Source organism: Nocardia sp. NPDC051750 (genome assembly GCF_044453135.1).
GTDB lineage: Bacteria > Actinomycetota > Actinomycetes > Mycobacteriales > Mycobacteriaceae > Nocardia.
On the sequence record NZ_JBITCK010000006.1, the window covers coordinates 262806 to 289767 of the forward strand.

Annotated in this window: 27 protein-coding genes; 13 read left to right on the forward strand and 14 right to left on the reverse strand. The window is 68.0% G+C overall.

What is annotated here, in order from left to right; all coding sequences use genetic code 11:
• Positions 1-147: 147 nt before the first annotated feature.
• Both ACIA75_RS26005 and ACIA75_RS26010 read right to left on the reverse strand, forming a co-directional pair.
• Positions 148-1329 carry an SPFH domain-containing protein gene (locus ACIA75_RS26005; protein WP_397108383.1) on the reverse strand — a complete coding sequence of 394 codons (1182 nt, stop codon included), beginning with the start codon at positions 1327-1329 and terminating at the stop codon, positions 148-150.
• Entirely contained in the window at positions 1329-1760 is a 432-nt protein-coding gene (locus tag ACIA75_RS26010) for an NfeD family protein (RefSeq protein ID WP_397108385.1), read from the reverse strand. Before ACIA75_RS26010 ends, ACIA75_RS26005 begins: the two co-directional genes overlap by 1 nt.
• A 160-nt stretch (positions 1761-1920) precedes the next feature.
• On the opposite strand from ACIA75_RS26010, the gene ACIA75_RS26015 reads away from it, so the two are divergent.
• Positions 1921-2748 (forward strand): DUF3097 domain-containing protein, encoded by an 828-nt coding sequence (locus tag ACIA75_RS26015; protein WP_397108387.1) that lies wholly within the window; start codon positions 1921-1923, stop codon positions 2746-2748.
• Positions 2749-2812: 64 nt separating this feature from the next.
• The gene (locus ACIA75_RS26020) at positions 2813-3628 is read left to right on the forward strand and encodes a hypothetical protein (RefSeq protein ID WP_397108389.1); all 816 of its coding nucleotides are present in this window, start codon (positions 2813-2815) and stop codon (positions 3626-3628) included.
• Between the two features lie 249 nt (positions 3629-3877).
• On the opposite strand, the gene ACIA75_RS26025 is transcribed toward ACIA75_RS26020, so the two are convergent.
• The 7 genes from ACIA75_RS26025 to ACIA75_RS26055 form a co-directional block, all read right to left on the reverse strand.
• Positions 3878-4933: a ferrochelatase gene (locus ACIA75_RS26025; protein WP_397108391.1), complete on the reverse strand. Its 1056-nt coding sequence runs from the start codon at positions 4931-4933 to the stop codon at positions 3878-3880.
• Positions 4934-4957: 24 nt separating this feature from the next.
• Positions 4958-5791 (reverse strand): NADH-dependent enoyl-ACP reductase InhA, encoded by an 834-nt coding sequence (gene inhA, locus ACIA75_RS26030; protein ID WP_397108393.1) that lies wholly within the window; start codon positions 5789-5791, stop codon positions 4958-4960.
• A 114-nt stretch (positions 5792-5905) separates the two neighbouring features.
• Positions 5906-6622, reverse strand: a complete 717-nt coding sequence (gene fabG1, locus ACIA75_RS26035; RefSeq protein WP_397108395.1) for a 3-oxoacyl-ACP reductase FabG1 — start codon at positions 6620-6622, stop codon at positions 5906-5908.
• A gap of 180 nt (positions 6623-6802) precedes the next feature.
• Entirely contained in the window at positions 6803-7804 is a 1002-nt protein-coding gene (locus ACIA75_RS26040; RefSeq protein ID WP_397108397.1) for a VWA domain-containing protein, read from the reverse strand.
• Positions 7801-8751, reverse strand: a complete 951-nt coding sequence (locus ACIA75_RS26045; RefSeq protein ID WP_397108399.1) for a DUF58 domain-containing protein — start codon at positions 8749-8751, stop codon at positions 7801-7803. The genes ACIA75_RS26040 and ACIA75_RS26045 overlap by 4 nt, the downstream gene beginning before the upstream one ends.
• Positions 8752-8783: 32 nt before the next feature.
• Entirely contained in the window at positions 8784-9941 is a 1158-nt protein-coding gene (locus tag ACIA75_RS26050; protein WP_397108401.1) for an AAA family ATPase, read from the reverse strand.
• 273 nt (positions 9942-10214) lie between these two features.
• On the reverse strand, positions 10215-10844 hold the full coding sequence (locus tag ACIA75_RS26055; RefSeq protein ID WP_397108403.1) for a DUF6676 family protein: 630 nt from the start codon (positions 10842-10844) through the stop codon (positions 10215-10217).
• A gap of 281 nt (positions 10845-11125) precedes the next feature.
• Here ACIA75_RS26055 and ACIA75_RS26060 point away from each other — a divergent pair, with 281 nt between their 5' ends.
• Together ACIA75_RS26060 and ACIA75_RS26065 are read left to right on the forward strand one after the other, a co-directional pair.
• Positions 11126-13930: an aconitate hydratase gene (locus ACIA75_RS26060; protein WP_397108405.1), complete on the forward strand. Its 2805-nt coding sequence runs from the start codon at positions 11126-11128 to the stop codon at positions 13928-13930.
• Positions 13931-14169: 239 nt separating this feature from the next.
• Positions 14170-14736 (forward strand): helix-turn-helix domain-containing protein, encoded by a 567-nt coding sequence (locus ACIA75_RS26065; protein WP_357233461.1) that lies wholly within the window; start codon positions 14170-14172, stop codon positions 14734-14736.
• Positions 14737-14766: 30 nt separating this feature from the next.
• On the opposite strand, the gene ACIA75_RS26070 is transcribed toward ACIA75_RS26065, so the two are convergent.
• On the reverse strand, positions 14767-15267 hold the full coding sequence (locus ACIA75_RS26070) for a MarR family winged helix-turn-helix transcriptional regulator (RefSeq protein ID WP_397108408.1): 501 nt from the start codon (positions 15265-15267) through the stop codon (positions 14767-14769).
• Positions 15268-15409: 142 nt separating this feature from the next.
• Between ACIA75_RS26070 and ACIA75_RS26075 the strand changes: the two genes are divergently transcribed.
• The 4 genes from ACIA75_RS26075 (at position 15410) to ACIA75_RS26090 (ending at position 17897) form a co-directional block, all read left to right on the forward strand.
• Positions 15410-15832, forward strand: a complete 423-nt coding sequence (locus ACIA75_RS26075) for a cupin domain-containing protein (RefSeq protein WP_397109100.1) — start codon at positions 15410-15412, stop codon at positions 15830-15832.
• Positions 15833-15871: 39 nt separating this feature from the next.
• Positions 15872-16288 carry an acyl-CoA thioesterase gene (locus ACIA75_RS26080; RefSeq protein WP_397108410.1) on the forward strand — a complete coding sequence of 139 codons (417 nt, stop codon included), beginning with the start codon at positions 15872-15874 and terminating at the stop codon, positions 16286-16288.
• Between the two features lie 208 nt (positions 16289-16496).
• The gene (locus tag ACIA75_RS26085; protein ID WP_397108412.1) at positions 16497-16925 is read left to right on the forward strand and encodes a hypothetical protein; all 429 of its coding nucleotides are present in this window, start codon (positions 16497-16499) and stop codon (positions 16923-16925) included.
• Positions 16926-16937: 12 nt separating this feature from the next.
• Positions 16938-17897 carry a hypothetical protein gene (locus ACIA75_RS26090; protein ID WP_397108414.1) on the forward strand — a complete coding sequence of 320 codons (960 nt, stop codon included), beginning with the start codon at positions 16938-16940 and terminating at the stop codon, positions 17895-17897.
• A gap of 84 nt (positions 17898-17981) precedes the next feature.
• Here ACIA75_RS26090 and ACIA75_RS26095 read toward each other — a convergent pair whose 3' ends face one another.
• Both ACIA75_RS26095 and ACIA75_RS26100 read right to left on the reverse strand, forming a co-directional pair.
• Positions 17982-18215 carry a helix-turn-helix domain-containing protein gene (locus ACIA75_RS26095; RefSeq protein ID WP_030520514.1) on the reverse strand — a complete coding sequence of 78 codons (234 nt, stop codon included), beginning with the start codon at positions 18213-18215 and terminating at the stop codon, positions 17982-17984.
• Positions 18216-18297: 82 nt separating this feature from the next.
• Positions 18298-19929, reverse strand: a complete 1632-nt coding sequence (locus ACIA75_RS26100) for an ABC-F family ATP-binding cassette domain-containing protein (RefSeq protein WP_397108416.1) — start codon at positions 19927-19929, stop codon at positions 18298-18300.
• Between the two features lie 193 nt (positions 19930-20122).
• On the opposite strand from ACIA75_RS26100, the gene ACIA75_RS26105 reads away from it, so the two are divergent.
• Complete coding sequence (locus ACIA75_RS26105; protein WP_397108418.1) at positions 20123-20887, forward strand: SDR family oxidoreductase; 765 nt, start codon at positions 20123-20125, stop codon at positions 20885-20887.
• Positions 20888-20978: 91 nt separating this feature from the next.
• Here the strand turns inward: ACIA75_RS26105 and ACIA75_RS26110 are convergent, their stop codons facing one another.
• Together ACIA75_RS26110 and ACIA75_RS26115 are read right to left on the reverse strand one after the other, a co-directional pair.
• Complete coding sequence (locus tag ACIA75_RS26110) at positions 20979-21425, reverse strand: PaaI family thioesterase (protein ID WP_397108420.1); 447 nt, start codon at positions 21423-21425, stop codon at positions 20979-20981.
• Positions 21426-21608: 183 nt separating this feature from the next.
• Positions 21609-22316, reverse strand: coding sequence for a hypothetical protein (locus ACIA75_RS26115; RefSeq protein WP_397108422.1), 708 nt, complete (start codon positions 22314-22316; stop codon positions 21609-21611).
• Positions 22317-22613: 297 nt separating this feature from the next.
• Between ACIA75_RS26115 and ACIA75_RS26120 the strand changes: the two genes are divergently transcribed.
• From ACIA75_RS26120 to ACIA75_RS26135, 4 genes are all read left to right on the forward strand, one after another.
• On the forward strand, positions 22614-23003 hold the full coding sequence (locus tag ACIA75_RS26120; RefSeq protein ID WP_195053987.1) for a BlaI/MecI/CopY family transcriptional regulator: 390 nt from the start codon (positions 22614-22616) through the stop codon (positions 23001-23003).
• A 38-nt stretch (positions 23004-23041) separates the two neighbouring features.
• A complete protein-coding gene (locus tag ACIA75_RS26125) occupies positions 23042-23980 on the forward strand; it encodes a M56 family metallopeptidase (RefSeq protein WP_397108425.1) in 939 nt (312 codons plus the stop codon).
• Entirely contained in the window at positions 23973-25319 is a 1347-nt protein-coding gene (locus ACIA75_RS26130; protein ID WP_397108426.1) for a DEAD/DEAH box helicase, read from the forward strand. Before ACIA75_RS26125 ends, ACIA75_RS26130 begins: the two co-directional genes overlap by 8 nt.
• A 160-nt stretch (positions 25320-25479) precedes the next feature.
• Entirely contained in the window at positions 25480-26916 is a 1437-nt protein-coding gene (locus ACIA75_RS26135; RefSeq protein WP_397108427.1) for a GuaB1 family IMP dehydrogenase-related protein, read from the forward strand.
• Positions 26917-26962 lie beyond the last annotated feature (46 nt).

A 26962-nucleotide genomic window follows, 5' to 3' on the forward strand; every position in this document is an offset into this window, starting at 1 on the left:
GCGACTGTACAGGCGCGAAGCCTGGTAGCCGGCCAGCGCCCGCTGCCACTCGGACAGGGCACCTCGGGGTTCGCCGCGCGCCCAGCACAGCGCGCCGTTCAGTTCCTGGACCAGCGCCCGGTCCGGAGTCTGCCCGGTTGCTTGCGGCTACCCGCCGGGCTGCTCCGGCGGGAGCGCCGCCTGCGGAGGCCGGTTCCGGGGGTCCGGCTTCGTGGTCGAGACCGGCGCCGAGGTATCCACCGGCGTCCGGGCGACCGATTCCGCGGCCCGGACCGCGCGCTCGACGGCCGGGTCGGTGCTGGTGTCGAACCAGTCCGCCACCTCGTCGGAGTCGTCCTCGGGTTTGCCGGGGGTCTCGTCCTCGGCCGGCGGTTCGTAACGGAAAACACCGTCCTCGCCGCGGGTGGCGAAATTCTTCGCGAAACCCTCCAGCGCCTTGCCGAAATCGCTGGGCACCAGCCACACCTTGTTGGCATCGCCCCGCGCGACCATGGGCAGTGTCTGCATGTACTGGTAGGCCAGCAGCTCCGGAGTGGGCTTCCCGGATTTGATTGCGGCGAAAACCTTTTCGATCGCTTTCGCCTGGCCCTGCGCTTGCAGGTAGGAGGCGGCACGTTCGCCCTGCGCCCGCAGGATCCGGCTCTGACGTTCCCCCTCGGCGGACAGGATCGCCGACTGTTTGGCACCCTCGGCGGCGAGGATCTGGGCCTGTTTGGCGCCCTCGGCCGTCTTGATCTGCGATTCCCGGGTGCCCTCGGCGTTGAGGATCATGGCGCGCTTTTCCCGGTCCGCCTTCATCTGCTTCTCCATCGATTCCTGGATCGACGGCGGCGGATCGATGGACTTGAGCTCGACTCGCGCCACCCGCAGACCCCAGCGTCCGGTGGCTTCGTCGAGAACGCCGCGCAGCTGACTGTTGATCTGATCACGGGAGGTCAGCGTCTCCTCCAAGGTCATCCCGCCGACCACATTGCGCAGGGTGGTCACGGTGAGCTGTTCCACCGCGGCGATGTAGTTGGAGATCTCGTAGACCGCCGCCTGCGGCTGCATCACCTGGAAGTACACGACGGAGTCGATCTGCAGCGTCAGATTGTCCTGGGTGATCACCGGCTGCGGCGGGAAGGACACCACCCGTTCGCGCAGGTCGACCTTGGCGCGAATCCGGTCGGCGAACGGCACCAGGAATGTCAGCTGGCCCGAAACCGTGCGCGAATACCTGCCCAGCCGTTCGATCACCGCGGCTTCGGCCTGCGGCACCAGCGCGATCGACTTGAACACCACCACCGCCGCGAGCAGCACCAGGGCGATCACGAGAATCAATGCAGCCATTACGGCCCTTTCCAGACGACAGCGGTCGCCCCGTCGATCTTCATCACGTATACCGTCGCACCCGCCGGATACTCCTCCCCCGGATCCAGGGACCGGGCGCTCCACACCTCGCCGCTCAATTTCACCCGGCCGTCGTGTTCACCCACCGGCTCCAGAACCACCGCGGACTTACCGGTCAGCGCATCCACATTGGTCGGCGTCGGCGGCGGAGTCCCGAAGCGCCGCAACAGGGTCGGCCGGACGCCGATCAGCAGCACCACGGCGGCGACGGCGAAGACCACGCCGTCCACGACAACAGGGGCATCGGTCAGAAAGCTCACCCCGGCCGTCAGCAGCGCGGCGGAACCGAGCATCAGCAGCGTCAGTTCGCCCACGAACATTTCGGCAGCCGCCAGCAGTACGCCGGCGACCAGCCAGACAACAGCGGCCACGTCGCCCAGCCTAATGGACGTGGCCGGATGTGCGACCGGGAACAAGCGACGTGAACACGGAGGTACGCCCGGTGGGATATCCCACCGGGCGGAAGCCGGACAGGCGACACCCCGGCTCGGCAGCGCCCGCGGATCCCGCCGATACGCTACTTTCGGCCCGGTGAGCGATCGATACGGCGATATTTTCTCCGGCCATCCGCGCACCGCCCAGCGGGCCGTCCCGCGGGTGGAAGCCGGTCCCGATCTCGTGGTGGAAGACGCGGCCAGCGGGTTCTGCGGCGCGGTGGTCGGATTCGACCGAACCTACGACGGCGATTTCGTGAAATTGGCGGATGCCCGTGGTGCCGTACGCCTTTTCGCGCTCCGCGAAGCCGCATTCCTGATCGACGGTGAGCCGGTGACACTGGTCCGGCCGAAGAAGACGGCACCGGCGAAACCGGTGCGCTCTGCCTCCGGATCGACCAGGGTCGACGGATTACGCGCCAAAGTCGCCGCGCCCAGCCGGATCTGGGTCGAGGGGGTGCACGACGCCGCCCTCGTGGAACGGGTCTGGGGCCACGATCTGCGGGTCGAGGGGGTGGTGGTGGAACATCTGGAGGGCCTCGACAACCTCGCCGCCCGGCTGACCGAATTCGGTCCCGGCCCCGGTAAACGCGTCGGTGTGCTGGTGGACCATTTGGTGACCGGGTCCAAGGAATCACATCTCACCACGGGTCTCGGCGACTACGTTCTGGTCACCGGGCATCCGTTCGTCGATATCTGGCAGGCGGTGAAACCGGCGGCGGTAGGAATTACAGAATGGCCACGGGTCCCGCGCGGCGAGGATTGGAAAACCGGTGTCTGCGGGCGACTGGGCTGGGGCACACCGCAGGACGGCTGGCGCCGGGTGTATTCGGCGGTGAATTCGTTCCGGGATCTGGAGGCGCCGCTACTCGGCGCGGTGGAACGCCTGATCGATTTCGTCACCGAACCGGGGCAACAATTCTAACGCGTGCGAACAGCCTGCGCAGACGCTGCCCGCGGGTTGCCGACACCCTTTATGCTCGATGATTATGTGCTCTCCCAGTGCCACCCTCACGCTGTGGGCCGGATCGTGGCTCGCGGGTCGCAGCGCGCCCGACGACGTCCTCGAGGCGCTGCATGCGTGGGCACCCCGGCACACCCTCGCGGCCGGTGATCCGGTGGCCGGTGGGCGCACCGATCTGCCGTGGACCGCGCTCGGGGAGCCGTCCGGGACGGCAGTGATGCCGCTGCTCAAGATGATTCGCGAGGGCCTCGCCGTACCGGGGTCGGAGTTGCGACTGGTGCTGCCGGTGCCCGGCGATGTCCGCGGCCTGCCGATCGGCACCGCCTTCGCCACCGACGCGGTCGAGGCGGGCGAAGGAATCCTCATCGGGGTCCCCGGGACCGAGGGCACCGGGCTCATCCCGTACCACACTGACGAGTCGGCCCTGCAGTGGACGGTCTACACCGTCCCGATGCCACCGGCCGCGGGCCCCGATATGTCGCTGGGCGAGGCCGAGTACGCGATGCGCGAGGCCGTGCGCGACGCCGCCGACGCGCTCATGCGCCTGCACACCACGGGGCTGGGCGCCGGCGATGCCGACCCCCGCGAACTCATCGAGGCCGAACTGGCCGACTATTCCCGGCACACCTATCCCGACTACGTCCCGCTGCGGGCCAAACGCATCCTCGATACCGCCGACCATGTGGCGGCTATCCTGACCGTCGCCCAGCGTGAGCCGGCCTCCGCGCCGACCTCGGCGACGGCCGCCACCGCCCACGAATCGCTGTTGCGCCCGCTGTGGGACGCGATCCGCGCCGCCCGGCTCGTCGCCGTGCATACCGCGGCGCCGCAGACGCGCTGAGACCACCGCCGGTCGCCGGTGCCGGGGATTCCGGTTCCGTACTCCTAGAGGTCGGCCGGTAGCCGAACGCCGAGCCGGCAGCGCTGTGCCCCGCCACCGCGACGATCTGACCACCGGGGTCGGGCCGACAGGACACCGGCCTCCGGCCACCCGCGGGAATTGGACCGGCTGCCGACGCGACCGACGATGATCGCCCGGACGGCCCGCGGCCGCCACCCGCGCAGCCAATCGACTCGCCTCCCGAGCGAACTACCGGGAGGGACGTCGCACGGGTGCACAGCAATCGACGGCGCAGGGTGCGCCGTCGACCGTGCATCCGTAACCCGGTACCGCGCCGAGACGGCGCGCCTCGGCCCCCCGGACATGCTCCCCGATCAGCTCGACCACCATTTCGGCGAATCGGCCGTCGGTGCCCGGTGTCGCCGCCCGCGCGAAGGCGAGATCGAGTTCGGCGGCCCTCGCGGCGGCTTCGTTGTCGAGGTCCCAGATCACCTCGAGGTGGTCGGAGACGAACCCCACCGGGCAGACGATAACGGCATCGAAACCCTTGTCCGGCAAGGTTTCCAGATGGTCGACGATATCCGGCTCCAGCCACGGCACCTGCGGCGGACCCGACCGCGACTGCCAGACCACGTCATAGTCGCCGAAACCGGTGGCGGCAGCGCATAACCGGGCCGCTTCGGCGACCTGGCGGCTGTAGAGGCGGCCGCCGTCACCCGGCGGACCGGCCGCGTTATCGGCCGACACCGGCACCGAATGTGCGGTGAACACCAGCCGGGTGCTCTCGGCCCGGTCCGCGGGAAGCGACGCCCGGGCCGCGCGGACGGCGTCGGCGAACGCCGCGATCAACAGTGGATGATCGAAATACTGCCGCAGTTTCACCAGTTCCGGGGCGCCGGGCCCCACGGCCGCACGCGCCCGGAGGATGTCCTCGTCGTACTGGCGGCAACCCGAGTACCCACCCCAGGCGGACGTCGGGAACACCAGCGCCGAGCGCACGCCCTCGGCGGCCATCCGGGCCACAGTGTCCTCCACCATGGGATCCCAGTTGCGATTGCCGAAATACACCGGCAGATCCAGGCCGGTACGCGCCAGCTCACGCTCGACCGCCGCGATGATCGCGCGGTTGCAGGCATTGATCGGTGACACCCCGCCGAAATGCAGATAGTGCTCGGCAACCTCGGCCAGGCGTTCGGGTGGGACACCGCGCCCGCGGGTGACGTTCTCCAGAAACGGCAGCACATCCTCGGGACCTTCCGGTCCGCCGAAGGACAGCAACAGTAACGCGTCGGCCGCGCGGGCCACGGCGCCTCCTCCTCGGTCGGGTGATCAGTCCAGCGGCATGTTCTCGGGGAACCAGGTGTTGTGGCTGGCCCCGCCGTCGACGTAGATGATCGACCCCGTGGTCGCCGGCAGCCAGTCCGACAGCAGCGCGACGATCGACTTACCGACCACCTCGGCACCGCCGTCCCAGCCGATGGGCGAGGCGCCGTCCCAATAGGTATCCAGCTGCTTCAGCTGTTTGGCGTCGTCGGTTGCGGTTCCGGCGATGGCCTTGGCTGCGAGCGTTTTGACCGGCCCGGCGGCCACCAGGTTCGACCGGATCTTCTTCGCGTAGCCGACCTCCCGCGCCACGTACCGGTTCACGGATTCCAGCGCGGCCTTCGCCACACCCATCCAGTTGTAGTACGGCATCGCGGTCCGGGGATCGAAATCCATTCCGACGATCGACCCGCCCTCGTTCATCACCGGCAGCACCGCACGCGCCAGCGCCGCATAGCTCCACGCGGAGATCTCGAAGGATTTCGCGGCGTCCGCGCTGGGGCCGTCGAGGAACGGCACCGCGTCCGGGCCCATCAGCGTCTTCGGGGCGAAGGCGATCGAATGCAGGACACCGTCGATGCCCTCGGGCGCGAGCCGGCGGAGCTCGTCCGGGAGTTTCGCCAGATCGTCGGCACTGGTGACGTCGAGCCCGATGGCCGGCGGCACCTCCTCGGGCAGTCGCTTGGCGATCCGGTCGATCAACCGCAGCCGCTCGGTGATGCCGGTGATGATCACCTTGGCACCCTCCTTCTGCGCGATCGCCGCCGCGTGGAACGCGATGGAGGCATCGGTGATGATGCCGGTGACGAGGATCGTCTTGCCTTCGAGCAATCCGCCCATGAGTTGTCGCTTCTCCTGATGTGTGGTGGTGTATCGCGTCCGGCCGGAGCGGATACTGCGCTCACAGTGCCGGCGGCGCGGCTTTCGAAGTGTGCTCGGTGAACTGCGGGCGGGTCAGTGCCCCATACCCATACCGCCGTCGACCGGGATCACCGCGCCGGAGACATACGCCGAGTCCTCCGAGGCCAGGAAGCTGATCACCGCCGCGACATCCTCGGGCTTACCGACCCGCTGGAGCGGGATGAACTTCTCGGCCATCTCCCGCAGATTGTCCGGCAGGTCCTTGGTCATATCGGTCTCGATGAAACCCGGCGCAACGACGTTGGCGGTGATCGACCGCGAGCCGAGCTCACGAGTGATCGAACGCGCCAGCCCGACGACACCGGCCTTCGAGGCGGCGTAGTTGATCTGCCCGGCCTGACCCGCGAGCCCGACCACCGATCCGAGGAAGATCATCCGGCCCCACCGGGCGCGCAGCATGGCCCGGTTGGCCCGCTTGGCACACCGGAAGGCACCGGCCAGGTTGGCGTCGACGACTTTGGTGAACTGCTCTTCGGTCATCCGCATGAGCAGGGTGTCATCGGTGATTCCGGCATTGGCCACCAGCACCTCCACCGGGCCCTGCTGGGCCTCGACTTCGGCGAAGGCCCGATCCACCGATTCACTGTCGGTGACATCGCATTTCACTCCGAGCAGACCCTCGGGTGCGCCCGAACCACGATGGGTCACGGCCACCTTGTGACCGTCGGCATGCAGGCGCTGCGCGACCGCGAGCCCGATGCCGCGGTTACCGCCGGTCACCAGGACCGAACGTGCTGTGAAGTTCGACATGTGGACAACCTACCTGGCCGAGTGGCGGCCACTCTCATGGGACGTCCACCGGAATTCTCCCGGTGGACTTGTGCATCTTCGACAAAACGGAAGGGAAAGAAGCGGGCCGGGTTCGGCAGTGAACCCGGCCCGCGAAACTCCCGGCGCCCGGATCCGACCCGGCCCGGCCCGGCCGTCCCGTTACGGCAACCGCTGACGCAGAACCAGGGCCACCACGACACCGGCGAGGGTGGCCAGCAGGCCGAGCAGCCACCACGGCCGACTCGCATCGCCTCTGGTCACCTCGTACCCGATCTGTTCCTCCAGGGTGTCGTAGACACCGGACAGCTCTTGCAGGCTGGAGGCCGTATAGAACTCCCCACCCGACAATTGCGCGATCTCCTGCATTGCCTCGTCGTCCACCGGAACATCGACCTGGTCGGCGCCACCGTCCTCCCGGGGTATCTCGACGACACCCCATTTCGTACCGAAGGAGATCGTCGACACCGGGATCTTCTTGGTTTTCGCCAGCCGGGCCGCCACGAATTCGTGGCGCGGATTGTCGAAATCCTCGAAATCCGGGACCGTCTGCTTACCGTCGGACATCAGCACGATCCGCGCCGGCGGCGGCGTTTCCGAACCGCCGAGTACCGAAGCCAGTGTCTCGATCGACTGCAGTGCGGTGAAAATCCCCTCGCCCGTCGCGGTGCGTTCGGCGAGCTTGATGTTGTCGATCGCGGCCTTGACCGATCCCCGGTCGGTGGTGGGCGAGACCAGTACCGACGCGGTACCCGCGTAGGTCACCAGGCCCAGGTTGATCCCGGGGGTCAGGCCCTCGGCGAAATTCTTGGCCGCCTCCTGGGCGACCTGCAGCCGGTTCGGCGAGACATCGGTGGCCTCCATGGACAGCGAGACGTCCATGACGAGCACCACCGTGGCCCGGTTGCGCGGTACCTTCTGCTCGGCGGTCGGTCCGGCCGCGCCGATCGTGGAGAACACCATGCCCACGATCAGCAGCACGATCGGCACATGACGCCAGAAGCTCGGCCGGTTGGGAGCGACCTTCTCGAGCTGCTCCATATTGGCGAACCGCAGCATATGCCGGTGCTTACTGCGCTGGGCCAGCAGATATCCCAGTGCGAGCAGCAGGACGACGGCAAGGAACCCGAGCCAGATCGGGGCGGCGAAATTCGAAATACTCACTGGCGTGGCACCCGGGGTGTCGAGGCGCCGAGGCTGTGGCGCCGAGTGGAGACGAACCGGACCACATCGGCGATCCAGTCCCGGTCGGTCTGCAGGGTCAGCACCGGGGCTCCGCAACTGCGCAGGGTCTGCTCGACCTCCTCCCGGTGGCGTTGCGCGGCCGCCGCGTAGTCGGCGCGCAACTGGGGCGTGACGCTGAATTCGCGGGTGCGCCCGGTTTCCGGATCGTGCAGCACCACATCACCGATATCGGGCAACGCGGTATCCCGCGGATCGAGCACCTCGACGGCCAGCAGATCGTGCCGCGCGGAAATGGCGCGCAACGACCGCTGCCAGCCGATCTCGCCGAGAAAATCGCTGATGACCACGGCGAGGCCGCGTTTACGTTGCGGGCGGCGCAGGGATTCGATCGCGCCGTGCAGATCGCCGCGCACCCCGTCCCGAGGATGCGGTGTGGTGGCGATACTGCGCAGCAGCGATTGCGCGTGCACCCGGCCGCTGCGCGCCGGAATGCGGAGCAACTGCTCACCGGTGGCCACCACGGCCCCGATCCGGTTCCCGCCGCCCATCGTCAGATGGGTGATCGCGGCCGCGGCGGCGACCACCAGATCGCGTTTCTGGCAGGAACCGGTACCGAAATCCAGGCTGGCGGACAGGTCCACCACCATCCATGTCTCCAGTTCCCGGTCCGCGATCATCTGGCGGACATGCGGATGGGTGGTGCGGGCGGTGACCGACCAGTCCATCTGCCGGACATCGTCGCCGGGTTGATACGCGCGCGCCTCCCCCGGCTCCGAACCCGGTCCGGGGATCAGGCCGAGATGGTCACCGTGCAGGACACCGTCGAGCCGGCGGCGCACAGTGAGCTCCAGCGTTTTCAGCGCCGCGGTCAGATGCGGATCGGTCAGCTCGCCCGACCGGAACGAGGGTGGCGCGTGATCGGCCATGGGCACTCGGGCACGGGGGTCCGGGGGCCGGGTCACCGGTTCTGGTTCGTGCCGGCGGTCTGCGGTACCTGGGGCGCCCCGGCGGGCTGCGGCGGGGCGGACCGGCCGTTGCCGTTCTCCGCGGCCGGCGGCGCACCGGGCGCAACCGCCTGCGGCGCGACCTGCGGCATGCCCACGGTCTGCAGCACCCGCTGGATCACATCCTCGGGGCTGATCTCGTCGGCGAGCGCGTCGTAGGACAGCACCAGGCGATGCCGGAGGACATCCGGGATCACCTCGATCACATCCTGCGGAACCACATAGTCACGTCCGCGGATGAGTGCCACGGCGCGGGCGGCGGCGATGATGCCGAGGCTGGCCCGGGGCGAGGCACCGTAGGAGATCCAGTTCGCCACATCGTGCATACCGAATTCGGCCGGCGTGCGGGTGGCCGAGATCACCCGGACCACGTAGTCGACCAGCGCGTGGTGCACGAAGGTGCTCGCCGCCAACTTCTGCAGTCGCAGCAGTTCCGTCGGCTCGAGGATCTGCCCGGGTTCCGGCGGCGAAACCCCCATCCGGTAGATGATCTCGCGCTCCTCCTCGACCGAGGGATAGTCGACGACCACCTTGAACAGGAAGCGGTCGCGCTGCGCCTCCGGCAGCGGGTACACGCCCTCGCTCTCGATCGGGTTCTGGGTGGCCATCACCAGGAACGGATCGGGCATGGGGTAGGTCTTGCCGCCGATGGACACATGCCGTTCGGCCATCACCTCGAGCAGGGCCGACTGCACCTTCGCCGGTGCGCGGTTGATCTCGTCGGCGAGGACGAAGTTCGCCACGACAGGGCCGAGTTCTGTATCGAACTCCTCCCGGCCCTGGCGATAGATCCGGGTGCCGACCAGGTCGGTAGGGACCAGGTCCGGGGTGAACTGGACGCGGGAGAACGAACCGCCGACCACCTTGGCGAAGGTCTCCACCGCGAGCGTCTTGGCGATACCGGGCACACCTTCCAGCAGGACATGTCCCCGCGCGAGCACCCCGACCAGCAGCCGCTCGACCAGCCGGTCCTGCCCGACAATTACTCGTTTGACCTCGTATATCGCCTTTTCCAGGGTCTGGACGTCGCGTTCGAGGGTGCTCGAAGCAGGCGTCGGCGGTTCTTTCGCCAAATCCGCCCCTTTGACACCGTCCGTCGAAGTCACCAACATCCCCGCTTTCGCCTCGGTCCTGTGCGTGCTGTCACAACTATTCCAGGTGATGGCCGTATCCGCCGCAACCGGCTCCACTGTCGCGATATTCGGCGCATCCGGATACGGTGACCGGCCGCGTAGTCGAGCCACGGCCGCTGCTATCGCCCGTTGCTGTCGACCATACGTACCGATACGGCATCATGCCCGCCTCGCGGGCTGCCGAAACCTCGGCCGTGTCGGGGATCCGGGGCCGGCCCGATGCGGCAACCGGCCCCCGCACCGGATAGGCCGCTATCGCGACACCGGTTCGCGCACCGGCTCCGCTCCGGGCACCGGCGTACTGCGGCGCCGTGATTTGACCCAGTACAACCCACCGATCGCGAGGACGAGCCCGGCGAGCAGCACCGAGGTGATCTCGGTCCAGTTCACCATCGGAGCCTGTTCGAGGCGGTGCACCAGGATCTGCGCAGCCTCCTCGCTGTCGCCCCCCTTGAACTTCGCCTTGTCCTCGGCCCACTCCAACCGCACCCGGCTGATCGAATCGCTGGTGGTGCCGATCCAGTCGTCGCTGAAGACCGCGACCGTGCCGTGCTGGAATCCGGCGACTTCGGTGGCGAGGTCACGCAGCTCCGAATCGTGGCCCGGGTTGCCGTGCATCACGACGATGCTCAGATCGATACCCTCGGCCCGCGCATCGGCCACGATTGCGGCCAGTTCGCTCTGGTCGTCGCCGTCGGGTGCGGACACCCCGTTGTCGGCGAGATCGGACCGGACTTCCTGCATGGTGTCCGAGTCGAATTCGTCCGGCAGCTTGGTGGCCTTGAGGGAGAAGGCCGAAGTGTGGGTGACGGTCATCTTCCATCCGGTCTTGGTCGAGGCCGCATCGATAGGCGAGGCGACGGGGAATCCGATACTGGTCACGAATTGCGGGAGTACCCGAAGGTACGCCCCGGCAACCCGGACCAGCTCGAGAGCAGATTACGCGACGCGGGAACGGTTGACCTACACCCGCCACGCCCGATGGTTGCCGGGCCGACCGGCGGTGGCGCCGTCGGCCCCGGAAATTTCACAGGACAAGCGTACTGTTAGGGTTGGGAATCGCGGGGAACCGGCGCCATCCCGGGCCGGCACCTCATACCAGAGACGTACCGCCGCCGGCACAGCCCCGCCGGCGGCGCCCACACCCGACAAGTGGAGCTGACGTGACCAAAAGTATCGATACTTTCGGCGCCAAGGGCAACCTCGAGGTCGGAAGCAACTCCTACGAGATCTTCCGCCTCTCGGCCGTGCCCGGCACCGAGAAACTCCCGTACGCACTGAAGGTCCTCGCCGAAAATCTGCTGCGGACCGAGGACGGCGCCAACATTACCGCGGACCATATCCGCGCCCTGGCGAACTGGGACCACGACGCCCAGCCCAGTATCGAGATCCAGTTCACCCCCGCACGCGTGGTGATGCAGGACTTCACCGGCGTGCCCTGCGTGGTCGACCTGGCCACCATGCGCGAGGCGGTTTCCGCGCTCGGTGGCGACCCGGAGAAGGTCAACCCGCTCTCCCCCGCCGAGATGGTCATCGACCACTCGCTCATCCTCGACGTCTTCGGCCGCGCCGATGCCTTCGAGCGCAATGTCGAACTCGAATACGAGCGCAACGGCGAGCGCTACCAGTTCCTGCGCTGGGGCCAGGGCGCGTTCGACGATTTCAAGGTCGTCCCCCCCGGCACCGGCATCGTGCACCAGGTGAACATCGAGTACCTGGCCCGTACCGTCATGGTCCGTAACGGCCAGGCCTACCCGGACACTTGCGTCGGTACCGACTCGCACACCACCATGGTCAACGGCCTGGGTGTGCTGGGCTGGGGCGTCGGCGGTATCGAGGCCGAGGCCGCCATGCTGGGCCAGCCGGTCTCCATGCTGATCCCGCGCGTGGTGGGCTTCAAGCTCACCGGTGAGATCAAACCGGGCGTCACCGCCACCGACGTGGTGCTCACCGTCACCGATATGCTGCGCAAGCACGGTGTGGTCGGCAAGTTCGTCGAGTTCTACGGTCAGGGCGTCGCCGAGGTGCCGCTGGCCAACCGCGCCACCCTGGGCAATATGAGCCCCGAGTTCGGCTCCACCGCGGCGATCTTCCCGATCGACGAGGAGACCATCAACTACCTGCGCCTGACCGGCCGCACCGAGGAGCAGCTGGCGCTCGTCGAGGCCTACGCCAAGGAACAGGGCATGTGGCACGATCCGGCCGCCGAACCCACCTACTCGGAGTACCTCGAGCTCGACCTGAGCACCGTGGTGCCCTCCATCGCCGGCCCCAAGCGCCCGCAGGACCGGATCGCGCTGAGCGAATCGAAGATCGCGTTCCGCAAAGACATCCACAACTACGTCGAGGACCAGCACCCGACGCCGCATTCCCAGCTGGACGAGGCCGTCGAGGAATCGTTCCCGGCCTCCGATCCGGCCACGCTGTCCTTCGCCGACGACGGCGCCGTCGACGTGCTGTCCGCGGCGGTCAACTCCCAGGGCCGGCCCTCCAAGCCGGTGCGGGTCGTCAGCGAGGAGCGCGGTGAGTTCATCCTGGACCACGGCGCGGTCGCGGTCGCGGGTATCACCTCCTGCACCAACACCTCGAACCCGTCGGTCATGATCGGCGCGGCGCTGCTCGCCCGTAACGCGGTCGAGAAGGGCCTGACCAGTAAGCCGTGGGTGAAGACCAATATGGCCCCGGGCTCGCAGGTCGTCACCGATTACTACAACAAGGCCGGTCTGTGGCCGTACCTGGAGAAACTCGGCTTCTACCTGGGCGGTTACGGCTGCACCACCTGCATCGGCAACACCGGTCCGCTGCCGGAGGAGATCTCCAAGGCGGTCAACGACAACGACCTCACCGTCACGGCGGTGCTGTCGGGTAACCGCAACTTCGAGGGACGCATTTCCCCCGACGTGAAGATGAACTACCTGGCCTCGCCGCCGCTGGTCATCGCCTACGCGCTCGCGGGCACCATGGACTTCGACTTCGAGAACGATGCGCTGGGCAAGGACACTCAGGGCAACCCGGTGTTCCTGAAGGACATCTGGCCCTCGGCGCAGGAGATCGACGACACCATCAAGTCGGCGATCAGCCAGGAGATGTTCACCAAGTCCTACGCCGACGTCTTCAAGGGCGACGAGCGGTGGCGCAGCCTGCCCACCCCGGAGGGCAACACGTTCGAGTGGAGCGACGATTCCACCTACGTGCGCAAGGCGCCCTACTTCGACGGTATGGGCATGGAGCCGGAGCCGGTTGCCGATATCAAGGGCGCCCGAGTACTGGCCCTGCTGGGCGATTCGGTGACCACCGACCACATCTCGCCCGCCGGTGCCATCAAACCGGGCACCCCGGCCGCCGATTACCTCGATGCCCACGGCGTGGCGCGCAAGGACTACAACTCCCTGGGCTCGCGGCGCGGTAACCACGAGGTGATGATCCGCGGTACCTTCGCCAATATCCGGCTGCGCAACCAGCTCCTCGACGATGTCTCGGGCGGTTACACCCGCGACTTCACCCAGGAGGGCGCCCCGCAGGCGTTCATCTACGACGCCTCGCAGAACTACCAGAAGGCCGGTATCCCGCTGGTCGTGCTGGGCGGCAAGGAATACGGCTCCGGCTCGTCCCGCGACTGGGCCGCGAAGGGCACCCGGCTGCTGGGCGTCAAGGCCGTCATCACCGAATCGTTCGAGCGTATCCACCGGTCGAACCTGATCGGTATGGGTGTGATCCCGCTGCAGTTCCCGGCGGGCGAATCGGCGAAATCGCTGGGCCTCACGGGCACCGAGGTCTTCGATATCGCCGGTATCGAGGAACTCAACTCGGGTACCACCCCGTCGACCGTCCATGTCACCGCGACCAAGGTCGACGGCCAGAAGGTGGAATTCGACGCCGTGGTCCGGATCGACACCCCCGGTGAGGCGGATTACTACCGCAACGGTGGCATTCTGCAGTACGTGCTGCGGAATATGATCCGAGGCTGATCGACCCGCGGCGGTAGGGCATTACCGGCCCCGCGCGCCGACCCTCGGGATGCGAGCCTCCGGCTCATCCGATTCCGAGGGTCCGGCGAGCGGGCGCCGGAGCCGGATGCCACATCGTCCGCGCGAGATCACCCAGTAGACACCGGGATTCCCCGCCTCGGTCTCGGCCGCGGCGGGGTTGCGCATATCTGTGACCATCGCCCGTGTTTCGTATCCAGCCCCTCTGTGGAGGAGAGTTCATGCCCAAGGTCAGCGATGATCATCTGGCCGCCCGGCGTACACAGATACTCGACGGCGCGCGCCGCTGTTTCGCCGAGTTCGGGTACGAAGGCGCCACGGTGCGCCGCCTCGAGGAAGGTATCGGCCTGTCCCGCGGCGCGATCTTCCATCATTTCCGCGATAAGGACGCGCTTTTCCTGGCGCTGGCCCAAGAGGATGCCGAGCGGATGGCCGACGTCGCGGCCAACCAGGGCATTGTGCAGGTGATGCGGAATATGCTCGCCGACCCGCAGGAGTACAACTGGCTGGGCACCCGGCTCGAGATCGCCCGGCGGCTCCGCACCGATCCGGAGTTCCGGGCCGGCTGGACGCAGCGTTCGGCCGAGCTCACCGCCGCGACCCTGGCCCGGCTGGAACGCCGCAAAGCCGCCGGCGCGTTGCGCGACGATGTGCCCACCGATGTCCTGCTGGGCTACCTCGATCTGGTGCTCGACGGCCTCATCGCCCGTATCGCTTCGGGGCATACCAACGAAAACCTCACCGCCGTCCTGGATCTGGTGGAGGCTTCGGTGCGGCGCCGCCCGTGAGTGCGGCGCCGAGCGCCCGCCGGACGGCCGTCAGCCGCCGGATTCGAGTGCGGTGAGCAGCTTTCCGGCGATCCGGTCCAACTCCCGGCGTTCGGCCGCGGTCAAGGCCGACAGCATCCGCGTCTCGTTGGCGGTGTGGTCGGTCACCACCGTATCGACGAGTTCCTGTCCCGCGGCCGTCAGGGCGACCCGCACCGCGCGCCGATCGCCGGTGTCGGCGATCCGCCGCACGTAGCCCGCCAACTCCAGGCGGTCCAACCGTCCTGTCATTCCCGCCCGCGACAGCATGAGGGTTTCCGCGAGCCCGGAGGGGTTGAGTTCGAAGGGGGCCCCGGCCCGCCGCAGTGCGGCCAGCACGTCGAATTCGCCGCGTCGCAGGCCGTGCGCGAGGAACACCGCCTCTATTTCGCGTTCGGCGACGATCGCCAGCCGTCCGAGGCGGGCGAAGACCACCATCGCCGCCAAGTCCAGGTCGGGACGTTCGCGTCGCCATTGCCGCTCGATGGCATCGATCGCATCGGATTCGGTCATGGACATGATTCTATTCGCTGACATATAGTTCGGTAGCGAATTATATGTCAGCGAATTACCAGGAGGAGCCGTGCCCACCACCCCCACCGCCGCGATCCAGCAGGCCGGCGACGCCGAGACGCTGCGCACCGAATCGGTCACCATGCGGCTACTCATCGACGCCGAACAGGCACACGGCTCGGTGAGCACCCTCGAGGTCACCATGGAGCGCGGCGCCGACGGTGCCGCACCGCATTTCCACACGCTGTCCGACGAACTGTTCTATGTCGCAGAGGGCGAACTGCAACTCCTGGCCGGCGACCGCCTCGTCACGATCGGCGCAGGCGGCTCGGCCGTCGTTCCGAAGACGACCACCCACGCCTTCGGCGCGACACCGGACACCGGCGCCCGCATCCTGATCGCACTCATGCCCGGCGTACAACGGTTCGGCTACTTCCGGCTGCTCGAACGCATCGCCCGCGGCGAGGCGACACTGGAGGAACTCGCCGCGTCCCAGGAGGAATACGACAACCACTTCGTCGACGAGCCCCGGTGGTGGCAGGAGCGGAACGCCCAGCGACGCTGAAACGGGAACAACGGCGACGGCCCGCGGGTTCGCACCGGCATGACCTTCTCCGTCCCCGTGACCGTCCGCGGTTACGAACTCGATGTCCAGGGCCATGTCAATCAGGCGGTCTACCTGCAGTACGCCGAACACGCCCGCTGGGAGTGCCTGCTGGCCGCCGGCCTGCAGCCGGACAAACTGGTGGCGGCCCGGATAGGGCCGGTAGTCCTGGAGACCACCATCAAGTACCGGCGTGAGCTGCGCGGCGGGGACGAATTCCGGGTGACGTGCGCATTCGAATGGGGCACCGGCAAGACCTATCGCGTCCGGCAGGAGATGATCCGCGTCGACGGCACTCTCGCGGCCGAGGTGGTGGGGGTCGGCGGCCTGCTCGATCTGGACGCCCGGCGATTGCTCGACGATCCGGCCGCGCGGTTACGTGGATTGGCGGAAAAGCCGGAACTGCTCGGCGGCTGACCCGCTCCGGCGGGTTCCGGCAAACATTTTTCCGGTCCGGACGTCCAGTGGGGTTACCGGAAATCTTCCGCCACAGGAAATTTTCCGGAGACAAGATCAGTACTCAGGACGGGCAAATGCGGCGATATCGGGGCCCCTGTCTCCGTACGGCGTTATGATCCGGACGCGCTCGGGTCGTGGCACACTGCGAGCTAGATCGGAGAATCAGATGACCGATGCCCTCCAACCCCTCGGCACAACGCATTCCGAGGCCGTCGCCACCCTCACGGGTGTTGTCGTCGGCGAATCGGACCGCGATATCCGGGTACGGGTTGCTGATGGGACATGGACCTTCCACCGTCGCGATGTGCTCGCCATCCGGGAGCACGACAGCAGGGCCGCCACGCCCGCGGTCCTGATCGATATCCGGCCCGGTGCGACGGCGGATTTCACTCGCCGGCTGCGTATCGATGTGGGGGAACGACCTATGACACTGGCGGCACCACCGTCACCCGCCTTCGGTGACGCCCAGCTGCGCCGGCTGACCGAAACCTGGGCGGCACAACTCGACCTCACCGGCGCTCCGGTGCATCCGGCCACGTTCACCCGCGCGCAGACCAGGTCAGGTGATGGTATCCACGCCGACAGCCTCGACTGAGCGGTCGGCTCGATGACCACCCGGCCGGGGCCGGTCCTGATCGTCTCCGAATCCGACGATCTGCATGCGGCCGCGATGCAGGCCACCCTGCGAGAACGCCACGGAATCAATCCACTACGGCTCGACCTGCGCGATTTTCCGCACGAAGCGGGAACGTTCCGGCTCGGCCGCTCCGGTCCGGCACGCGCGCTGGGGGGCCTGACCGGACTCGACAACGTCCGCGCGGTGTGGTGGCGCCGGCCGCATCCGAGCCGGGTGCCGGCCGGTGTCCGGGCGGACGACGATGCCTTCCGGCAGGCCGAATGCGACGGTTTCGTGCAGGGTCTGCTGTGGTCGCTGCCCGCGCGATGGGTCAACGATCCCGGTCACGACCGGATCGCCCACCGCAAGATCGTGCAACTGGAGACGGCTCGGCTCGCCGGCTGCGCGATCCCGGAGACACTGATCACCAACGACCCCGACGAGGCCCGGGAATTCATCGAAACCTGCGGGGCGCCCGTTGTTTTCAAACGGACGGGAACGTCCCGCGCGGAGTTCAGCGAAACCCGGCTCGTCGAGCCCGCCGATCTGCACCGGCTGTCCGCGATCCGCTGGGCACCGACCACTTTCCAGCGCTATATCGAGCCGGAATGCGATCTGCGGGTGGTGTGGGTGGAGGGGCAGGAGTGGGCGGTGCGGATCGACTCCCCTGCCGGTGCGGGCCGGGTCGATTCCCGGCTGGATATCTCCGTCGATTTCTCCCCGGTGCGGCTACCCGCATCGGTCAGCAAATCTTTGGCTATCCTGATGGGCACGCTGGGACTCAGTTTCGGCGTCCTCGATCTACGGATCGGCGCCGACGGCGAGCACTATTTCCTCGAGGTCAACCCGCAGGGGCAGTTCGCCTATCTGGAGATCAAGACCGGATTGCCGATCTTCGCCAGCCTGGCCGGTCTCCTGGTACACGGCGACGGTGCCGTATCCGGGTGGTGAACGCCCACCGTAGCCACATTCCGGCGCACCGAAAACCGCGCCGCCGGTCGATGCCCGGCGGCGGGGCCTGCGAATACGGTGCGGCTAGCGGGATTTACGGCGATTCGCGCCACCACGGCTGCGGAGTTGCACATGCGACTCCGTGAGCACGTTGTGGATGAATCCGTAGGAACGTCCGGTCGCTCGTGCCAGCGACCTGATGCTCGCCCCTGCTTCGTATTGCTTCTTCAACTGGGTCTGCAGGCGGTCGCGTGACTTTCCCGTGACGCGAGTGCCTTTACCCAATGTGCTCTTGCTCTGTACCGGCCTGTCGCCCATGGCTTCCTCCGAGTCGCCGAGCAGCGTCTCTCTCAGGCTAAGCATTCGGCGAGCATCCGGCAATGAGTTCTTGTGATGAAACTCACGCGAGCTGAATCAATTCCAGGTACTCGGCCGACCAATGGTCCTCGGTGCCGTCCGGAAGCAGGATCACCCGCTCCGGGTTCAGCGCCTCGGCGGCGCCCGGATCGTGGGTCACCAGGACGACCGCGCCCGCGTAGGTACGCAGGGCGTCGAGGACCTGCTCGCGCGAAATCGGGTCCAGGTTGTTGGTCGGTTCGTCGAGCAACAGGACGTTGGCGGCGGAGGACACCAGGCCCGCCAGCGCCAGCCGGGTCTTCTCACCACCGGACAGCGTTCCGGCGGGCTGGTCGAGCTGCGGCCCGGTGAACATGAAGGCACCCAGCAGTCCGCGCAGTTCCTGCTCGCCCGCATCCGGTGCCGCATGCCGGATGTTCTCCCACACACTCGCCGAATCGTCGAGAGTGTCGTGTTCCTGCGCGAAATAGCCGATCTTCAGCCCGTGACCGGGAACGAGCCCGCCCGCGGTGGGCTGCTCGGCACCGGCCAGCAGCCGCAGCAGCGTCGTCTTTCCCGCGCCGTTGAGGCCCAGCACCACGACGCGGCTGCCGCGATCGATGGCCAGGTCCACACCGGTGAAGATCTCCAGCGAGCCGTAGACCTTGGTCAGGTTCTCCGCCATCAGCGGGGTCTTACCGCAGGCCGCGGGTTCGGGGAACTTGATCCGGGCGACCTTGTCCGCGACGCGTACCTCGTCCAGTTCGGCCATCAGCCGATCGGCGCGTTTGGCCATATTCTGGGCGGCAACGGCTTTCGTGGCCTTCGCGCCGAGCTTGGCGGCCTGCGAACGCAGCGCCGACGCCTTCTTCTCGGCGTTGGCCCGTTCCCGGCGGCGGCGCTGTTCGTCGGTGGCGCGCGCGTCGAGGTATTTGGTCCAGCCCATGTTGTAGACATCGGCCTCACCGCGGACCGCGTCCAGGAACCAGACCTTGTTGACCACATCGGCGAGCAGGTCGACATCGTGGCTGATCACGATGAGGCCGCCGTCGTGGTTCTGCAGGAAGCCACGCAGCCAGGTGATCGAATCCGCGTCGAGGTGGTTGGTGGGCTCGTCCAGCAGCAGGGTCGTGTCGGAGCGGCCGCCGCTACCGTCGGAGGCCGCGAACAGAATGCGCGCCAGTTCGATTCGCCGGCGCTGACCGCCGGAGAGCGTGCGCAGCGACTGATCCAGTACCCGGTCGGGCAGACCCAGGCTGTTACAGATCCGGGCAGCCTCACTTTCGGCCACGTACCCGCCGAGCGCCGAGAACCGGTCCTCGAGCCGGCCGTATTTGCGGACGGCCCGTTCGCGCTCGGTCTCATCGGCCAGTTCGGCCATCAGCGCCTGTTGTTTCTCCATATCCCGGATCAGCGCGTCCAGGCCGCGGGCGGAGAGCACCCGGTCACGCGCGAGAACGTCCAGATTTCCCTCACGCGGATCCTGCGGGAGATAGCCGATATCGGTCGACCGCATGATCGTTCCGGCGTACGGTTCGCCCTCACCGGCCAGGATGCGCAGGGTGGTGGTCTTCCCGGCGCCGTTACGCCCGACCAGGCCGATCCGGTCACCGGCCTGCACCCGCAGCGCCGGGCCCGGCGCGGACAGCAGGGTACGGACGCCGGCCCGGACCTCGAGGTCGGTCGCGGTGATCACAGATATCTCCTAGGAGCAGGGTCGGGGGCATGGATCCGGTGCCTTCGGCGGAAGGTGTTCCACCCATGATCGGCGGTGACCGGACACGGAACCACCGATTTTACCCGGTGCACGCGGATGCCCGCCCGCACCGGCCGTCCGAGCGGTCCGCCGACGACCGGGAAGCGGGCGCGGCACGGTAGCCTGCCCGGATATGAGCACCGATCTGTTGGGTAAGAGCGCGCTGGTCTCCGGGGCCAGCCGGGGTATCGGCTACGCGGTGGCCGCGGAGCTGCTGGGCCGGGGCGCGAACGTGCTGATCACCGCGCGCAAACCCGAACCGCTGGACAAGGCGGCCGCCGAACTGCGCGGGTTGGGGCATCAGGGCGAGGTCGTCGCGGTGGCCGGGAACTCCGGTGACGGCGAGGCCCGGACCGCCGCCGTACAGCGTGCGGTCACCGAATTCGGATCGCTGGACATCCTGATCAACAACACCGGGATCAACCCGGTGTACGGCGCGCTGATGGAAGCCGATCTGGATGCCGTCCGCAAGATCTTCGATGTGAACGTCGTCGCCGCCCTGGGCTACATCCAGGAGGCGTACAAGGCGTGGATGGGCGAGCACGGGGGCGCGGTGGTCAACGTGGCCAGCGTCGCGGGGCTGCGCTCGACCGGTGTGATCGCTGCCTATGGGGCGTCCAAGGCGGCACTGATCCGGCTCACCGACGAATTGGCCTGGCAGCTGGGTCCGAAGATCCGCGTCAACGCGGTCGCGCCCGGCGTGGTGAAGACCAGTTTCGCGGACGCGCTGTATTCGGCCGACGAGGAAGCGGCCGCGCAGGTCTATCCGATGAAGCGGCTGGGGTCGCCGGAGGATGTGGCGCGGCTGATCGCTTTCCTGGCCTCCGACCAGGCGGAATGGATCACCGGCGAAACGGTCCGGGTCGACGGCGGTCTGCTGTCGACCGGCGGTCTCTGAATACGAACGACGCGAGACGGGCCGCACCCGGCGCACAGGCGGCCGGCGCGGCCCGTCTCGTTTCCGGCCGCAGGGGTCGCGGGAGGGGAAATCAAGACCGGTGCGGCAGATTCTGCAACCGCACCTGACCGCGAGCGACCAGGCGTCCGTCGGCGTCGGTGACCACGACCTGCCAGAGCTGCTGCATCCCGCCGCGGTGGATCGGGGTGGCCTCGGCGGTGAGCTTCCCGTCGCGCACCGCGCGGAGGAAATCGGTGGAGTTGTTGACCCCGACGACGACTCCCCGATCGCCGTACCAGGCGGCACCGCCGGTGCTGGCCAGGGTTTCGACGACGGTGCACAGCACGCCACCGTTCTGGATTCCGGCGGGCTGGTGGTGCTGGGGTGTGACGACCCATTCGCCGGCCACCCGGTCCGGTCCCAGTTCGGTCATCCGCAGACCGAGCAGGTCCGCGAAGGTGCCCTTGTTGATCTCGTTCATTTCCTCGGCGGTGAGATCGGCCATCGACTCCGGGAGCCGGGTGTGCTGTTCCGTCATGGATCAACAATCGCATGTGGGGCCGAGGCGGGATGAGCCGGTCGCGCCGGAGGCCGGAAAAGAAGCGGCGGGCCTCATCGGATGATGAGGCCCGCCGCGCGTAGTGGATCGGGGGTCACCGCAGCCCTCGGGACTCTCGCGCGATCCGTACGCCGCCTCCAAGTATAGGTCAGGCTTACCTAACTAGGCAACACGTTGGGCCCGGCGAATCGCGAGCCCGCGATCCTCGAGCGCCATCAGCAGTCCCTGGCCGCGGCGCGCACCCGCCACCGGATCGGCACCGGCCAGCTCCGGAACGTAGGTCGTAGCGCCGGAGACGGATTCGGCAACCAGCGCCCAGAAACGCCGCGGACTCAGTCCCGCGCATCGGGCCAGTGCACCCTGGACCAGCAACAGGGACGGTTCGCAGCGATACGCGAGCCATACCCACATCGCCCGTTCGCACGGCAGCGTCACCACACCGGGCGAGCCCGCCAGCCGATCACCGTCGACCACGCGAATGGTCGTATCCGTCAAACCGGCCCAGTCGATACCACCGTCGTTATCGGTGTGGATCCAGATGTTCTCCAGCCCCGGATCCCAGGCGCGGCCGTCCGCGATCCACAGTGCGGCAACCCGGCCCACCACCGCGTGGATCAGTGCCGTGGCCACCACCTCCGCGGCAGCCGACGCACTGATCATTTCGGTCGCGTGCCGCCGGTACATCAGATCGATCCGCCCTTCGCGCAGACCGGTGGACAGCGCCCACCAGCGCCGCTTGCCCTGATCGGCCATGGCCGCGGCCGCATAGACGCGAGGATGTTCCGGTTGCAGCGCGCGCAGCCGGGAACACGCCGAACCGAACGCCTCGTCGTAGGGACGGGGGATGCGCACAGTGGCCAGTTCGGACATTCGAACCTCCTCGAGATCAGCGTTCGCAGCAACAACTGTGATCGAAAGATAGGTTAGCCTAACCAGACCTAGCAAGTATTTCGCGCGAACGAGGAAGAAACCCTTCCGCACGGCCCGCGCTGTCTGCGCACGCCCGGACCGAGCCCCTCTCCCGGGTGGTACAAGCGCGCAGAATTCCGTGAAGGCGGCACCTTCGACCCGCCACCGAAGCGGGCGAACTGTGAGCTATGACCAATCCCACGCAGGTACGACACCCTGTAGTACGCCCAAGCGTCGTTGAAGTCGTAAAATCGAGAGATGGCTGGACTTGGTGAACTCGAGAAAGCGGTTATGGACCAGTTGTGGTCGACCGATGAACCACAAACGGTCCGGCAGGTGCACGAGGCCCTGTCGGCGCGTCGCGAACTCGCGTACACCACGGTGATGACGGTGCTACAGCGGCTGGCGAAGAAGAATCTCGTGGTGCAGCGGCGGGACGATCGCGCGCACCGGTACGCTCCGGTACACAGCCGCGACGAGCTGGTCGCCGGACTTATGATGGATGCACTGCAGCAAGCAGACGAGGCCGGCAGCCGGGCGGCGGCCCTGGTGCACTTCGTGGAGCAGGTCGGGAAGGACGAGGCCGCGGCTCTGCGGGATGCGCTCGCTAAGCTCGAAGCAACCGAGGACACCGCACCGCCGCAGTGAGCTCGGACCCTGGCCCCACAACGCAGTGAGCAGAGTCGATGAACGCAGCAGCACCGGCCTTCGCCGTACTTGCCTTGCTTCTCGCCGGTCCCGTCCCGGAGGCGCTCAGTCGCGCCACCTGGACCTACCGTGTGCCACGTGCCGCTCTCGTCCTCTGGCAGGCCATCGCCCTGGCTGCGGTACTCAGCGCCTTCAGCTCCGGGCTCGCCATCGCCGCCGAGCTCCTGGTCCCCGGCCACGACGGCCGGCCCACCACCAAACCCACCGATGAGATCGATGCGCTCGGCCTGCCGCTGTGGCTGGCCTACGTCTCCGTCTTCATGCTCACCCTCATGATCGGCGGCCGGCTCGTCTACGCGTCGATCCGGGTCGGGATCCATACCCGCCGGCGGCGGGCCCGCCACCGCATGCTGGTGGACCTGCTCGATCAGAGCGGTCCGGTGCGCCGCGCCGCCGATATCCGCGTCCTCTCGGCCACCGAACCCATCGCCTACTGCCTGCCCGGCCTGCGGCGCCGGGTGGTGGTGAGCGCGGGAACGCTGGACAACCTGAACGAGCAGGAGCTGACCGCTATCCTCAGCCATGAGCGGTCGCATCTGCGGGCTCGCCACGACCTGGTGCTCGAGGCGTTCACCGCGGCCCACGAAGCCTTCCCTCGGTTCGTCCGCAGCAAATCGGCACTCGATTCGGTGAAGCTGCTCATCGAATTACTGGCCGACGATTCCGCGGTCAAGGTCACCGGCCCCAAACCGCTGGCCCGGGCGCTGGTGGCGTGCTCGAAATCGACCGCGCCGCAGGGCGCCCTCGCGGTGGGCGGACCCAGTACGCTCATCCGCATCCAGCGGCTGGCCGGTCCGCTGGGCGATTTCCGCATCGCCGGCGCCGCGTACCTCGCCTCGCTCGCCATCCTGGTGGTGCCGACGCTGGCCGTCGCGATTCCGTGGCTGGTCGAGCTGAGCCGGCTCTTCCGTGCCTGACCCCGCACCCCGGCACCCGCAACCGCCGGAATCCGCGACAACGCCCGCTCCGGCCGCCCGTCCCCCGTTCGCCCGCTTGGGCCTGCCGGTACTCACTGTCCAGGCCTTGCGCCGGGAAGGTCTCACCGATCCACTGCCCATCCAGGACGCGGCCGTTCCGGATGTGCTGGCGGGGCGCGATGTACTCGGTCGCGCACCGACCGGATCGGGGAAGACCCTCGCCTTCGGCCTGCCGATGCTGGCCCGTCTCGCTGGACGCCCGGCGATCCCCCGGGCCCCGCGCGGACTCGTCCTGGCGCCGACGCGCGAACTGGCGCTGCAGATCGAACGGGCACTCGAACCGTTCGCCCTCGGACTGCGGCTCGGCACCGCGGTCGGCGGCATACCCACGGCCCGGCAGACCGAAAGACTGCAGCGCGGAGTCGATCTGCTGATCGCCACACCCGGCCGGCTCACCGACCTGGTCGAGCAGGGTGCGGCGGTCCTGGATTCGGTGTCGATCACCACCATCGACGAAGCCGACCATATGGCCGATTTCGGTTTCCTCCCCCAGGTGACCCGGCTGCTGGACGCGACCCCCCGCGACGGACAACGGCTGCTGTTCTCAGCGACACTCGACGACCGATCCGTCCAGGATCTGGTCCGGCGGTACCTGCGGGATCCGGTCACCCACAGTGTGGCGCCCGAACCCGCGGCGGCGGTCGCGGTCCATCACCTGCTCTATGTCGAATCCGCGGACAAACCCGCCGTTCTGGCGCGGATCGCCGCGCGGGACGGACGCACGCTGCTGTTCGCGCGCACCCAGTACGGCGCGGAGAAGCTCACCCGCCGGTTGCGCGACCAGGGCATCGCGGTCGCGGCCCTGCACGGCGGCAAGGCGCAGAACCGGCGGATGCGCACCCTCGCGGCCTTCGCCGACGGTGCGGTGACAGCACTGGTCGCCACCGATATCGCCGCGCGCGGTATTCATGTGGACGCGGTGTCGCTGGTTGTCCACGCCGATCCACCGGCCGACGCCAAGTACTATGTCCATCGGGCCGGCCGGACCGCTCGGGCCGGCGCGACCGGCACCGTTGTCACCGTGGTAACCCCCGATCAGCGCGCCGAGGTCGCCGCACTGACGTCGGCCGCGGGAGTGGAGGTGGTGGCGCACACCGTCCGCCCCGAGGATCGGCAACTCGCGCAGCTGACGGGCGCCCGTGCACCCGCCGGCGCTCCGGCCGCACCTCCCGAACCCGCCGCCCGCGACCGCGCCCGGCCGCGGCGCGGCTCCGGCCGGCCGCACCGGGCCGCGGAGCGGGCGCCCGCCCGCCGCCCGCATCGTCGCCGGGCGAAGTAATCGGACGACTCATCCGAGCCACGGGCGATACTCACCCACTGCCGTAGCACGGCCATCGGCGCTCGCCGGCGTGCTGCAGCGCGATATCGCTCACCCCATGCCCGGCGCCTCCACCGGCGATGCAGCCCGCCGCGGCCCGCTCCCGATTACCATGGGTTCAGTGCAGTTTCTCCCCGGACAAACCCCGCCGTACGACCTGACCTACAACGACGTCTTCCTGGTTCCGAACCGCACCGATATCGCCTCCCGGTTCGACGTCGACCTCACCACGTCCGACGGCTCCGGTACCACCATCCCGCTGGTCGTCGCGAATATGACCGCTGTCGCCGGCCGCCGGATGGCCGAAACGGTGGCCCGCCGCGGCGGTATCGTGGTGCTGCCGCAGGACCTGCCCAACAGTGCCGTCGCCGAGACCATCGCCTTCGTCAAGAGCCGGTCGCTCATCGCGGACACCCCGGTCACGCTGACCTGGGATCATTCGGTATCCGATGCGATGGCGCTCATCCACAAACGGGCGCACCGCGCGGTCGTGGTGGTGGACGAGGGCCGGCCGGTCGGCGTCGTCACCGAATCGGCCTGCGCCGATGTCGACCGTTTCGCCCGGCTGCACGAGGTCGCGACCACCGATTTCGTCACTGTCCCGGCGACGGCCGAACCCTCGTACATCTTCGACCGGATCGAGGCCGCGCACGCCGGCCTGGCGGTACTGCTCGCCGCCGACGGGACTCTGGCGGGCGTATTGACCCGCACGGGCGCGGTTCGGCACGGGATCTACACCCCAGCCGTCGATCAGGAGGGCCGGCTCCGCGTCGCCGCCGCCGTCGGCATCAACGGTGACGTCCCGGCCAAGGCCAAGGCGCTGGTCGACGCGGGCGCCGATGTCCTGGTGGTCGACACCGCCCACGGGCACCAGCTGAAAATGCTGGAAACTTTGCGCGCCATCCGCGACCTGGGACTCGGCGTGCCGCTGGTGGCCGGGAACACCGTATCGGCCGAGGGCACACGGGACCTGATCGCCGCCGGCGCCGATATCGTCAAGGTCGGGGTCGGGCCCGGAGCCATGTGCACCACCCGGATGATGACCGGTGTCGGCCGGCCCCAGTTCTCCGCGGTTGCCGAATGCGCCGCCGCGGCCGCAGACCTCGGTGCGCATGTCTGGGCCGACGGCGGAGTCCGGCATCCGCGCGATGTCGCGCTGGCGCTCGCCGCGGGCGCGTCCAATGTCATGATCGGATCCTGGTTCGCCGGGACCTACGAATCGCCCGGCGATCTGCGGGTCGACCGGGACGGCAACGCCTACAAGGAGAGCTTCGGGATGGCCTCCAAACGCGCGGTTGCCGCGCGCACCAGCACCGACCACGGGTACGACCGCGCCCGGAAGGCCCTGTTCGAGGAAGGTATCTCCAGTTCCCGCATGCTGCTGGATCCGGAGCGTCCCGGCGTCGAGGATCTGATCGACCACATCTGCTCCGGCGTGCGCAGTGCCTGCACCTATGCGGGCGCCCGCACCCTCGCGGAGTTCCACGATCGCGCTGTCCTGGGGGTCCAGTCGGCAGCCGGTTTCGCGGAGGGCCGACCACTGCCCGGCGGGTGGTGAACGGGCCGGATACTCGGATACCACCGCCCACCGGCCTGTGCACCCC